This is a genomic window from Paenibacillus sp. 1A_MP2 (assembly GCF_052244825.1).
Classification (GTDB): domain Bacteria; phylum Bacillota; class Bacilli; order Paenibacillales; family Paenibacillaceae; genus Paenibacillus; species Paenibacillus vandeheii.
Genome location: NZ_JBQQCS010000001.1, coordinates 6,946,296 through 6,958,674 on the forward strand (window position 1 = coordinate 6,946,296; position 12,379 = coordinate 6,958,674).

Consider the following 12,379-nt stretch of genomic DNA (forward strand, 5'->3'; position numbering starts at 1 on the left):
TGCTGGTTAGAAGATACTCTTGGATTAATGCACATGCATGCACAATTAAATGAGTTTAGCCTTGGCACGGTTTGCCTGCATCGTGTGGTGAGCATGAACCACTTTTTCTTCCGTAGATACTTCTGGCACACCCACATTCCACCACGACTCATATCCGCCTGCATTGGTTCCGGGAACGACCGGAATTTCAATCAATGTAGTTTCGGTCTCATTCCGTGCATCTCTTAGCGCCTGCTCTAATTGTTCTGTCGTCTCTGCCTTATAGGCTTTGGCTCCAAGGCTGCGGGCATGAGCTGCAAAATCGATAGGCATGTAATCCCCAGTCAGTCGTCCGCTCTCCGATTCCCGATAGCGGAACTCATTGCCGAACCCGTCACTTCCGTGCTCTCGCTGCAAATTGTGAATACACTGGAATCCGTTATTATTAAATAGCAAAATGGTCATCTTCTTCTGTTCCTGCAAGCTCGTCACCAGTTCAGAATGCAGCATTAGGTAACTGCCGTCACCCACCATGGCATACACATCCCGCTCAGGCTCGGCAAGAGCTGCTCCGAATGCCCCGCTTACCTCATAGCCCATACAGGAGAAGCCATACTCCATGTGGTATGTTTTTGGTGCAGATGCACGCCACAGACGGTGCAAATCTCCGGGTAAACTTCCCGCAGCACACACGATGACAGAAGAAGGGTCAATGGTCCGGTTAATGACACCGACCGCAGTGGTCTGGGCCAGCCCAGCCTCGTGTTGCAGTCCATAAAGCCGATCCACCTCGCTGTTCCATTCATCCCGCAGTTCGGCGATCTCGGATGTTCCGTAACCGCTGCGGTAATGATGTTTCTGTAAAGCCGTTTGCAACGCTTGCAGACCTTCCCGTGCATCAGCCAAAATCGCTTCCCCACCCAGTTTGGCAGCATCCATGCCGTTCAGGTTAATGTTAATGAAAGCCGCTTCAGGATGTTGAAAAGCAGACCGGGACGCCGTCGTAAAATCCGAGAAACGTGTACCGACGCCGATTACCACATCTGCTTCCCTGGCTAGCCTATTGGCAGCCAGCGAGCCGGTTACGCCGATGGCTCCCACATTAAGTGGGTGGTCCCACGGCAAGGCACTCTTGCCAGCCTGCGTCTCGGCAACCGGAATGCCATATGCCTCGGCGAATTCAGCCAGCTGCGCGGACGCCTCGGCATACAACACGCCGCCGCCAGCAATGATCAGCGGCCTCCTGCCACGGGCAATCTGCTGCGCTGCCCGTTCAATAGCCGCCTGGACCGGAGGACGACGGTCCAGGTAATGCACCTTGCGGGCGAAGAACGATTCAGGGTAATCGTATGCCTCTGCCTGCACATCCTGCGGCAGCGCCAGCGTTACCGCGCCCGTCTCCGCCGGGTCCGTCAGCACGCGCATCGCCTGCGTGGCAGCAATCATTAGCTGTTCAGGACGCACGATACGATCCCAGTATTTGCTGACCGCTTTGAACGGATCAGTAGCTGAAATGGTATAATCGCCACTGACCTCCAGCTGTTGCAGCACAGGATCTGGTTCACGCGTGGCAAAGTTATCCCCCGGAAGCAATAAAACAGGAATCCGATTGACCGTTGCGGTTGCAGCTGCGGTAATCATGTTCAGTGCACCTGGTCCGATGGATGTCGTGCAGGCATAAATCTGTCTACGGTTCTTCTGCTTGGCATAGGCCGCCGCCGTATGTACCATGCCTTGTTCATTTTTCCCCTGCATATACGTCAGACTTCCTGAACTACGCTCCAGTGCCTCTCCAATCCCCGTTACGTTGCCATGTCCAAAAATGCCAATGACACCCTTCACAAACTTCGTTTCCACCCCATCAACCGAAATATATTGCTGATCCAGGTATCGGAGCAGTGCCTGAGCCATCGTCAGTCTAATTGTTGTCATGGATTGACATCTCCCTTCCCTTTACGGGTTAAGCGCTTAATCTACGTTAAGTTTAAGCACTTTACCCCTAAAGGTTAAGCGCTTAATTGATATAGTATTACAGGCTGAAGGATTAGGCAAGATATTTTTGTAAGCGGTTTACAAAATAAAGATTAAAAAAACGACCTTATGCATGTGTCGCTGTATACGATCCATCGTTATTAATAAGGAGATCCGATGTGCTTATTAGCAGTGGAATGAGTGTTCAGGTACAGATGGAAACGTAAAAAAAAACAAAAAAGAGATGGCAAGAACCATCTCTCTTTTGGTTTTACTATAAAGCGGGTGATGGGAATCGAACCCACGCTATTAGCTTGGAAGGCTGATTCTCACCCTATTCCGCGGTAGTCTTACACAGTCAAAAGACAGATGAACTCTCGTTTTTAAACCTTATGGGCAGTCATGACCAGCATGTACAAACATTGAATACACAATCAACTGCCCCATGACTGCCCCTTTATAATAGAAGGAACACATCTGCCGAAAAAATAAAATAGAGCTGAATTGTTCCAAATCAAGAGCATAAACCTCTTGTATAATGGTACTGTATGTGGTACTATATAAACAGGAGGTGAGATATGGCTAGGATAGAAAAATTGGTCCGAAAAATGAAAGACCGCCCCAGTGGTATTCAATATGATGAAGTTGCCAAGGTACTCCGGCATCACGGTTATGGATTAGTGAGAAGCAACGGCTCGCACTTCCATTTCCGGAACCAAGCAGGAGACTTGATAACCATCAAAAAGGAACAACCACTAAAGGCGGCATACGTCAAAGACGTACTGGACCGGATCGGGGAGTAGCACCTCCCCTTTCCTTAATTCTCATCATATCCTAGCCGAATATTAATGGCAAATCATAGCCAAAAGAAGGATTTAGCGTACTACATGGCCCTCCCGTATACAATACAAATCAGACCCGTTAAGGACGAGAGCGGTGATTATTTCTTCGCAACTGTTGCGGAATTAGATGGGTGCCAGAGCAATGGGGATACCTCTGCTGAAGCCTACGAAAGTGTTCGGGAAGCAATGGAGGGTTACCTGGCTGTAAAGCTGGAATACGGTGACGACATTCCTGAACCTATCGGAGATGATAAGTTCAGCGGGAAGTTTAATCTTCGGGTACCTCGGAGCTTGCACCGGCAATTGGTGGAGCGGGCCGCTGCGGAAGATGTGTCGTTAAATCAGTACTGCCTGTACAAATTGAGTAGATAAACAAAGAGCCCTGCTGACCATTGAAGGTTAACAGGGCTCTTTTGTACCGATGCTTTCGGATTTAATTGTATATTACCTTAATTATCCTTTTTGGTCAACATACTTCAATACCCTACCAACCACGATCGCCATTTCTTCGCGCGTGATCGGTGCGCCAGGTCTTGTGCCATCGAAGAAGCCTTTCTTCGTCAATTCCTGCCACGTTTCTTTAGCCCAACCACTAGGCACATTAATATCGCGTTCTTGTGTTACTGGCTTGTCCTCCTTCCCCTTACTCTTCAGCCCCAGGTATGTAGCAATCCCTTGGACATGACCTTCGATAATCGCATCAATTACACTCGCTTGCTTCAACCGATCCGCGTCAGCTGCCACATCGACAAACAGGTTCTCGGTCAGGACTGCCGGCATTTTGGATTCGCGGACCATGTGAAGGTTCTGCGCCTTCTGTCCTCGATCGATTCCGCCCAACTTAGCCATGATTGCCTTGTGTAATGCATCCTGAAGTTTGATACTCTCTTTAGATGCCGAAGTATACCGAAAGGACTCAAACCCGCCCTTGCCGCCACCAGCGTTGCAATGGATGGATACCAGGATGTCAGCACCAGCAGCATTGGCTTTATTTGTCCGCTCCTTCAGTTCCAAGAATACATCCGTGGATCTGGTCAACAGCACCTGTACATTCTCGTAATCAGCTTCCAGGCGTTCCTTGATGCCGAGTGACACCTTTAGAGCAATATCTTTTCCAACACACCGTTTCCCGAACCGCCTGGGTCCTTACCTCCGTGGCCCGCGTCGACCTCTACTTTAAACATCTGTACCAGCTCCCTTTTTCGTCTGCTTCACCAACTGATTCCCGTAAACAGCCACAGCGCCCACTAGAACGCCCTGTACCACGCTCTCCACACTCAGACCAAGTATCAGGATAGAAAATACAATAGCTACACCAGAAACGATATAAATGATAGTCCAATCCTGCACCTTCGGCGTTGACTTCAATACATACCCGATCACCCAGCAGGCTGCCAATACGATCAGCAGCCTACCATCAATCAACCCTTGAATAATGTCCCATTCCACATTACATTCCCCCTAACTTAATTCCGGCCCATACAGCTGCAATAAGTAATCCAGTCAATCCAGTTAATGCCGCACCATACACGGTACGCTTCAGCCACTTTTGATCCTCGTCATGCTTATTTAAACGTGTCAGCGCATCGGCCGCATTGCGCTTGGCTTCATGGGCTACATCGGTTGTCTTCTTCAATTCCGCTTCAAGCTCGATAATACGAAGAGTCATTTGCTGGGCCGCCTGTAGGGCTTCTTTGGAAATTTCTCTAACCTCGGCCAAACCTGGAGCCAATGCCGCCAGCGGCTTCAGCGCTTCCTCGATCCGTGCCAGTTGAACCTTCAAATCCACAATCGTATTTACATCCTGCACCTGCATGTCCTGTACACCTCCTGGTATGGCTTCCATACGCCAATCCCCCGTCTCTATCTGAATATATTGAAAAGCCCTCTGACCACTCCAGAGGGCATAATAAAAGCGCACCACTTGGGTACGCTAGTTAAGCTACTGTTCCATTAACGACTTCGGTCACGACAGTTTTCAAGTTAAACAATGTCGGCACTTGGTTAAGCTCATAAGATCCAGTCATCACAAGACTGACCCACACTTTAACCAAGCCGCTGTCCTTCGTAAATGTCATAGTTACTCACCTCCTCCCATGATCGCTGCCAGAACTAAACTCAATTCCGAAACAGCCTGTCTCAGTTCGGCATTCTCTGGGCAAACTGGCCTTGAGCTGCCGTAAGCCGTTGTTCCAGTTCTACGTAATCGACTGGGCGGCTTGCCTTGTCCACTTCATCTTTGAGAGCCTGATCCAGAACCGGCACGCCATCCTGCAAACGGTAGTAGCCTGCGTTGATGCCAGCAGGCAAGTACGTTGTATCCAGTTCAACTTCCGTGTAACCCTCATACGGATATGTGATCGCATCACGGATAATATCTCCATCCAACTGAAAATAGAATTTACTCATAATTTTCATTCCCTCCATAGCGTTATGATATCTTTGGTTTCCCCTGTAGCTCCGCTTTCTAATGCATACCCAGCAGCAGTTGCTAATTTTAAATCCGCTAGAAGATTACCACTCTTCCTAGCTTTTTGTGCCGTTCTATAGATCATCAAAAAGTTACTTGCCGCATATCCAAAAGCTAAATACTTGCCATCTGGACTATATCTAATTCCGTCACCGTTGCCCGAAGGTAATACAGCAGGATCAGGCAACTTATAGCTGGATTTGTCTGATATCTTGTAGCTCATAATATTAGCTCCACCGCTATAAGCGATAGATAATATTTTTCCATCTGGTGAAAAATCTGAGCCGCTCACTGGACCCGATGGCATCACATCTGGATTCGGTAATTTAACAAGCAAATCAGACGACGACATTTCGTAGAGTGCTAGTGACGAGGATGTTCCAGCGAAAACCAAAATAGAGCCATTCGGTTGCCAAGCCACTGTGAGTGGATTTGGACTAGGTAGTATCTGCGGATCTCCTAGTTTGGTGAATGTGTCCCCAGATCTTTTGTACGTTATGGCAAATGGAGTTGTCCCGCATGCAACGGCAAGATAAACTCCATCTGGACTCCACGCAAGTCCGTAACTAGTACCAGGGGGTGTATTGAATGAAAGTGGGTTCCTGGTAAATACATCACCCGACCTTTTATAAATGGTTAAAAACGGTGAGCTGGAAGTGCCGACTGCAACATACAAGCCATCTGGACTCCAGGCAAGCGACCATGCTGTGCCCCCAGGTGATATAGATGGATTCGCGAGTTTAGTAAACACATCTCCTGAACGCTTATAGAATGTCACATATGGTGCTTCGGCATGGCTAACTGCAAGGTAATTGCCGTCTGAACTAAATTCTGCATCCGTTGCCGTGTTAGGCGGTAGTACGGCTGGATTCGCTAGCTTTATAAATTCACCCTCAACACTCTTGTAAATTGCCAAGAAAGGTGCAACGTTATGAGCCACAGCTAGGTACATGCCGTCTGGAGTCCAAGATGCCGCTCTTCCAGTCCCGGTGGGATAGCCGTTGATGGATGTGTTGTTAATTAAAAAATCTTGCGTAGTGACTGGATCATTAGCCTGCAGTGCCTCACCATAAATGACGGATTGTTTTTGCTGGCCGTTAATCACCGTTGACGTTTCAATAGATTCGATATTTTGAACGAACGTTACTTTGTTGTCGGTTGCAGATGTTGGAACACCCTTGGCAGTGATCGCATCTGCAATATCACCCTTAAACTCACTGCCAGATTGAAAAACCTCGTTGAGTGCATCGACCAGGTTGTCCTTGTCCGTTGTCTGTAGTTCGGATAGATTACCAATCTTTGCATCCGCCTGCTTTCGGACAGTGTTCACAGCTTTAGGAGTGGCCGCTTCGAACTCGCTGTCCGATCCGGTAGCGCTGGAGAGCTGCGTAATCCCCTTTTGCGTTAGGGATGCATCATCAATGACGATTTCCCCAACCTTCTGATCCGTGTACTCATTGGCTGCCTGTTCGGCTGCATCTGCCTTCGCCTGCGCCCCTGTCTTGCTCTCTCCATCCTGCCGGACAAACTTGGCATCGGCTCCGCTCATCAGGCCACTGGAGCCGCCAATTACAGCATCAGGGATAACATCTGTACCACCAGTGATATGGGACGATGCATGGGCACCCGGCGTTGCTTCCCCGGTTGCCGTCAGGACAATCCGCTTGCCTTCGGGATCTGTTGTAACCGTGATGCCCGTGCCGCCTTCAAACGTCACCGTATCGGACTTGCTGGAAGCTTCCACATCATTAATAACTGCAAATGCATTTTGGTTGACCTCAGCTCCTGCAGCAATCCCGTTTAGCTTTGTGTGGTCCGCTGCTGTTACATGGATATTCGTATCCGATGCATGGCTGTCCAAATTGGCTTGTACGGCGTCTGTCTCTGCCTTCCGGGCAATGTCATCCGTTGCGATTGGAGCCGTCACCTTGGCGCGGCCTGCTTCGTCACGTTGCATGAGAGTGTCAGGGGTTGAAGCGCTAGTGCTGGCATCTGATTTGAGCTTGTCAGCCGCACTCATGAATCCCGCCGCATTCCCTTTTGCTGTCGGGTGCTCATCTGCCCCGCGGGCCTTGTGGGCCGTCAGATCAGCAGCAGCAGCGGCAATGGCTGCCGTCTTAGCTGCATCGGCTTTAGCTTGGGCATCTGCTGGCGTACCTTTGGTGTCCATTTCAGCCTGCACACGATCAAAGCCGATATTAATATTTGGGAAATCCTCACTTATCTTTTTGCTGCCCTCCAGATTCGCGTACCGGTTCGCCATTCGTAACAACTCCTTTCAATAATGTTTCAACGTCCTGGTGAATAGCCCGAAGGAACGCAACTTGTGAATCCAACGTGGGCAATGTATCCACCATGGCCCGGATCACCAAAGGACTCTCACGGAAAATGTCAGTCACGTCTACGGACAGTTCAAGCACTTTCTTAACTTTCACCTGGTGCACCCCACTTCATATTTTTGATGACTCCAAGCATAGTTGCTTTCATCTGATCATTGACCCGGATCGTAATCGTTTCCCCTTTGACCCGTTCGTCATGGGCAATCAATTCCTCACGGATAATCTCGCGTAATCGCTGTTCCTCCATGCTGTTCACACCTTTCTGGGCAACAAAAAAGAGCCCACGCATATGGACTCTCTGTAATGTTGGTATTATTTAATTGCTGCGAGTGCTTCATTGACCAGTTTTAGGTCCGCTTCATATTTGGAAATTTCTGCATCATATTCAGCGAGTTTATTTTCTGCTAGTTTAATAATTGCGGCGTCCCCAGTCTTTTTAGCTTCTTCAAGCCCTTGCACCGCTTGTTCTCTCCCCACTCTAGTTGGTGTCAAAATTCTATCTTCAATGACTTTTTTCTGTTCTTCTAGACTTGATTTAGATTGACCAATATATTTATTTGTCTCGGTAGATGGAGAAGAAGGTGTGCTATCTACGATCGTGTTTCCATCCGATGTTGATGTAATACTAATTGTTTTCCCGCTCACAGATACATCAGCTCCTAACGCTTCTGACAAGGCACGGGCTGGGACGTTTGCCCGCGAATCAATTACCGCCCCTTTGTCAGACAACTTCTTTCCATCTACAACAATTGTGTATTCACCAGTAACCTTTTTGCCAACCATGCTTTTAACGGTATCAGCAAAAGCCCCTGCTGATGTCGAAAAAACTACGCCGATAATGATACCTCCAGCAATATATGCAACTTTGTGTGCAAACTTCTTCATACTATACCTCCGTATTGGTGCTATTTTCCTATTATGATACCCTACGGTGTTGAAGTTGGGTAGGTTCCGCCCCAATTTGTAGCATTAGCAAGCCCGTGGTTGTGCGTAGGCAAAGTAACAGAGTGAGTATGAACGTTTGAAGCCTTACCGTTTAGCGCTGCCCATATTGCATTAATCTCAGACTGTAACCCAACTATGTCGGAGATATTAATACCAAAGATCGAACCTGATCGCAAATAGGTAGCCCCGGCAAAGGTGACTGCCCCTTGCATCCGTATAGGGTTAGATGTGTTGTTCGAACCAATTATGATGCTATTTCCATACATCGTCAGGACGCCGCTATTCGAATAGGAATTAATCTCGCCCACCGATGTTCCGTTTGCATCCCTAAAGATCATAGCAGCGGCCAAAGAATCCTCTGTAGTCGCCATCTGTATCCGGTTGCGTCCACTGGAATCATAGGACCGGAACCCAGCCGTATCAATCTCAATGCGCCTACCACTGTTGGCTGTTTTCAGAACCGAACCAATGATGGTTGAACCATTGATGGTACCACCATTAATTTGGCCCCCTGTGATGACCGCCGCCGTGATCGTGCCACTAAATTCCCCGCCAACCGCAACCATATGGCCTGACTCGTTGACGGAAAATGAGTTGCCTATCTGTATGCTTCCACCCACAATGCGCCCCCCGGAAACTGTTCCGCTGAACACACCATCTGAAGCTTCCAACGTGCCTATGAATTTGTACTTGCCTGCAACCGGATCAAAGTACAATTTGTCTTGACCATCAGCCTGGAATGAAAGCTTATCACTGTTCAGTATGACCTTGCTCTTATGATCTTCCCGCTCAATGATTAACCCCTCAGTACGGGTGATGGTAGCCCCGTAGTAGGACTTACCTTCCTTGATCGCATCTTTATTCAGCTTGTTCACTTGTTGCGTTAGACTGCCTTCTACGACAAATTCACTGCGCTGCTCTGAAACAGATGTGGCTTCCAGACTCATCTTCAAGCCACCAGCAAAGCTGAATACCTGGTGTAAGATGATTGACTTGTACTCTACAAGCCCATTCCATGGGATCTGGGTATCTTCCCATGTTGACACGGTATCAATCCAGGTACTGCCTTCCTGCTGTACAAACCCGATGACATCCCCTTGTTCCAACTGAGGATACCCCCGCGCTTCCATCGTCAAAGGCAGATACGAGAAGCCGTTCAGCGCAGCCTGCAAGTTGTTTACTTGCGATTGGGTCATGAACGGGTTTTCCAGGTAGAGGGTATGGTTCTCATCCCCGGTACCCGCTTCATACTGCAAGCCATCCTCGGTGTTGTACGTCACCACTACACGGCTATATGACTTAACGGGATTGGTCATTTTGGCAACCACATAATCCGCTGTCGTCATTTCAAATACAGGTTCTTCAGCAGCCGTAAACCGCTTGAATTTCAATGTGCCAGCCTTATCAATAAAAATACTCGCGCTATTCGCAGAAGCGATATAGGCAAGTACTTGGCGCATGGTGTACCCTGCTGGCCCTGCCTGCACCTGATAGGCCGGATTAATCACCACGCTGCTGTCATACGTCCAGCCAAGCCGGTTGCAAATTTCGTTGAAGACCGCTCTTTGTGTGGTCGGATACGTCAATGATGATATGTACGCCACGTCAGCCATAACCAGCTTGTCGTAACAGGTGTACGTCCAGACATCATTGATCTTCTCCCGATCATCGACAAAGAACTCTCCCAGCGGCAACCAGTCCGTCCCTGAGCCCGTCCAAGTGATATTCATGTCTTGCCATGGGTACTGCGCTTCTAGCCACGTCAGGCCAGCCAGAGACAGGGACAGGTACGGCACGATACGTGCATTCGCTGGGATGATCTCATTTGTTCGGAGTTTGATTGTCAGTTTGGAGGGAATGGCCGTCCCGATCTGGAAGCCATCGGTCAGACTCAAACTGTTCTCAATACTGAAATCCACGATTCTACTGCTATCGTATTCCTCACTGCCCACCAGAGCCTTGACAATGAATTCCCGGTCTGGCCGTCTTAAATAATCCGTGTAGAGCGGCGATATTGGATACATCTCATCACCTCTCTGTCAGCGTCAATTTGAGACCATTCCAGTACATGACGCCGCCACTCATCACACTGAACGGTGCAGGCCGATTGCCGACATACATCCGTTTAGTTTCATGCTTCCCTGTCATCGGATCTGGATAAGTGCAGTCAAAAAACACATTGGACATGGATTGAAGGATGGAGGACATTTCTGCCCAGGTCAGCATCCCCCAAGTCATGTCTATCTGCCGTTTGACCGCTATCCTGTCCCGGTTCAAGGTTCCGTTTGCAGTACGTACCGATGAATTAGCGTCATCCAAGTCAAGTACCGTCACCTGGTACGTGGAGGGATAAGCGGCAATCTCTTGACCATTAATTTTGATTTCCAATCTGCATCCCTCCTATGTCGTTAATGGCGAACGGCCTGTACGCCTTGTAATATCGTTTATTGCACTCACAGTAGCACGCCCCAACTCCGTACCGTTGAGCTGGATGACGGTCTGTTTGTCTCCGTTTCGGATCGCGTCCAAAATCAGGAGCAATATTTCCACCATCGGCTGATTGTTCCCACCTATCATGTCTTGAAGCTTGGACAACGGTGACACGACTTCGGGGTCAACGGAAGCCCCTCGGTTATCCCCGACCATAGCAAGTGTAGGCCCGTAGGCCAAACCGCCTTTTGCCAGCTTCGGAATTTTCGGGATCTGTGGTACCCCAATGTTACCCCCGCCCACCTTCTGACCAAAGACCTCAAACTCAGGAATGCTTACACTCAAGCTATTGAATCCTTCGATGACCTTGTTAATGCCATCTATGATCAGGTTCAATGGAGCTTTGACAAGACTATACAAGGAATCGAATATCCCACCAAAGATGTCTTTTACGCCTGTCCATGCCTTCTTCCAGTCACCTGTGAAAGCACCCGCTACAAAATCAATGACGCCGCCAAGTGTTTTCAGCAACCCCTTGATGATGCCGCCTACGCTTTCGATGACCGTTGTGACGATGTTCAGTATGATGTTAAAGCCCTTGGTGAAGCCTGGAGCCAGTTTGTCTATGACATAACTGATCAACGGAACAATGAACTTGTTATAGATGTCCAATGCGGCGTTAACCAGTTTCATGACCACCTCGCCCACTTGCTTGATGATTCCCTTGAGCGTGCCGTCCCAAATTTCATTCAGCTTTTTGAGGAACGGCTCTATGATCGGTTTCAGGATGTCGTCCCAAAGTTTCTGGAACAGCTTGCGCGTGTTCTCCATAAACTCCGTCAGCTTCGCAAGTAGCTCGGCCCCGTATTTGTTCCACAGGCCCTTGATCGTCTCCAGCGTATCCAAGACAATTTTTTTAATCAGATCAAAGACGGGTTTCAACACCGTGTTGTAAATGTCATTGATCAGCTTGACGGCCCATTCAAACGTGTTGGCTGCTTCCTTGAAAGCCCAAACCAACGTGTCTGCAAACACAGGTACCAGCGTATCAACAATCTTCGCGGCAATCGGGATGATGAAGTCATTCAAGGCATAATCCACAAAAGGTTTAAGCGTACCATTCAGCAAGTCAGAAAATGATTTCCCGATCTGCGGAATGATATCCAAGAACAAATCCCTGAACTGCTCCAGTGCCGGATTCAGTGTGCTGTCCCATAGATCGTTGATGTGGTTGACTGCATTCGTGAAAGTCTTAGTGAACGTGTCAATGGCCCAGACCAGTGTATCTGTGAAAATGGGTACCAGCGTCTCAGCAAGCACCGTAGATACTGGGATTGCAAAGTCGTTCATCATGAAATCCGTGAACGGGTTCAATGTCCCATCCAGTAGGCTTTGCAAGGCTG

The 12,379-nt window shown here is 48.7% G+C and carries 15 protein-coding genes; 2 read left to right on the top strand and 13 right to left on the bottom strand.

The window, feature by feature from the left end:
* Positions 1–45 precede the first annotated feature (45 nt).
* Positions 46–1,911 carry a 3D-(3,5/4)-trihydroxycyclohexane-1,2-dione acylhydrolase (decyclizing) gene (iolD, locus tag ACTWJ7_RS34215; RefSeq protein ID WP_301880935.1) on the bottom strand — a complete coding sequence of 622 codons (1,866 nt, stop codon included), beginning with the start codon at positions 1,909–1,911 and terminating at the stop codon, positions 46–48.
* Positions 1,912–2,528: 617 nt separating this feature from the next.
* Between iolD and ACTWJ7_RS34220 the strand changes: the two genes are divergently transcribed.
* Positions 2,529–2,753: a type II toxin-antitoxin system HicA family toxin gene (locus ACTWJ7_RS34220; protein ID WP_301880936.1), complete on the top strand. Its 225-nt coding sequence runs from the start codon at positions 2,529–2,531 to the stop codon at positions 2,751–2,753.
* Positions 2,754–2,837: 84 nt separating this feature from the next.
* Positions 2,838–3,164 carry a type II toxin-antitoxin system HicB family antitoxin gene (locus tag ACTWJ7_RS34225; RefSeq protein ID WP_301880937.1) on the top strand — a complete coding sequence of 109 codons (327 nt, stop codon included), beginning with the start codon at positions 2,838–2,840 and terminating at the stop codon, positions 3,162–3,164.
* Between the two features lie 81 nt (positions 3,165–3,245).
* Here ACTWJ7_RS34225 and ACTWJ7_RS34230 read toward each other — a convergent pair whose 3' ends face one another.
* The 12 genes from ACTWJ7_RS34230 to ACTWJ7_RS34285 form a co-directional block, all read right to left on the bottom strand.
* Positions 3,246–3,887 carry an N-acetylmuramoyl-L-alanine amidase gene (locus ACTWJ7_RS34230; protein WP_443146313.1) on the bottom strand — a complete coding sequence of 214 codons (642 nt, stop codon included), beginning with the start codon at positions 3,885–3,887 and terminating at the stop codon, positions 3,246–3,248.
* Between the two features lie 81 nt (positions 3,888–3,968).
* Positions 3,969–4,241, bottom strand: a complete 273-nt coding sequence (locus ACTWJ7_RS34235) for a phage holin family protein (RefSeq protein ID WP_443146314.1) — start codon at positions 4,239–4,241, stop codon at positions 3,969–3,971.
* Position 4,242: 1 nt separating this feature from the next.
* Positions 4,243–4,638: a hypothetical protein gene (locus ACTWJ7_RS34240; RefSeq protein WP_301880940.1), complete on the bottom strand. Its 396-nt coding sequence runs from the start codon at positions 4,636–4,638 to the stop codon at positions 4,243–4,245.
* 91 nt (positions 4,639–4,729) lie between these two features.
* Positions 4,730–4,870 carry a hypothetical protein gene (locus tag ACTWJ7_RS34245; RefSeq protein ID WP_443146315.1) on the bottom strand — a complete coding sequence of 47 codons (141 nt, stop codon included), beginning with the start codon at positions 4,868–4,870 and terminating at the stop codon, positions 4,730–4,732.
* Positions 4,871–4,931: 61 nt separating this feature from the next.
* Positions 4,932–5,201, bottom strand: a complete 270-nt coding sequence (locus ACTWJ7_RS34250) for a hypothetical protein (protein ID WP_443146316.1) — start codon at positions 5,199–5,201, stop codon at positions 4,932–4,934.
* A 5-nt stretch (positions 5,202–5,206) separates the two neighbouring features.
* Positions 5,207–7,525 (bottom strand): tail fiber protein, encoded by a 2,319-nt coding sequence (locus tag ACTWJ7_RS34255; protein WP_443146317.1) that lies wholly within the window; start codon positions 7,523–7,525, stop codon positions 5,207–5,209.
* On the bottom strand, positions 7,479–7,697 hold the full coding sequence (locus tag ACTWJ7_RS34260) for a hypothetical protein (RefSeq protein ID WP_301880045.1): 219 nt from the start codon (positions 7,695–7,697) through the stop codon (positions 7,479–7,481). The genes ACTWJ7_RS34255 and ACTWJ7_RS34260 overlap by 47 nt, the downstream gene beginning before the upstream one ends.
* Complete coding sequence (locus ACTWJ7_RS34265) at positions 7,687–7,848, bottom strand: hypothetical protein (protein ID WP_443146318.1); 162 nt, start codon at positions 7,846–7,848, stop codon at positions 7,687–7,689. The genes ACTWJ7_RS34260 and ACTWJ7_RS34265 overlap by 11 nt, the downstream gene beginning before the upstream one ends.
* A 65-nt stretch (positions 7,849–7,913) precedes the next feature.
* Positions 7,914–8,486, bottom strand: coding sequence for a stalk domain-containing protein (locus ACTWJ7_RS34270; protein WP_443146319.1), 573 nt, complete (start codon positions 8,484–8,486; stop codon positions 7,914–7,916).
* Between the two features lie 41 nt (positions 8,487–8,527).
* A complete protein-coding gene (locus tag ACTWJ7_RS34275) occupies positions 8,528–10,570 on the bottom strand; it encodes a hypothetical protein (protein ID WP_443146320.1) in 2,043 nt (680 codons plus the stop codon).
* Positions 10,571–10,574: 4 nt separating this feature from the next.
* Entirely contained in the window at positions 10,575–10,934 is a 360-nt protein-coding gene (locus tag ACTWJ7_RS34280; protein WP_285074761.1) for a DUF6711 family protein, read from the bottom strand.
* A gap of 12 nt (positions 10,935–10,946) precedes the next feature.
* Positions 10,947–12,379, bottom strand: a 1,433-nt coding sequence (locus ACTWJ7_RS34285; protein WP_443146321.1) for a phage tail protein, incomplete at its 5' end; no start/stop codon positions are given.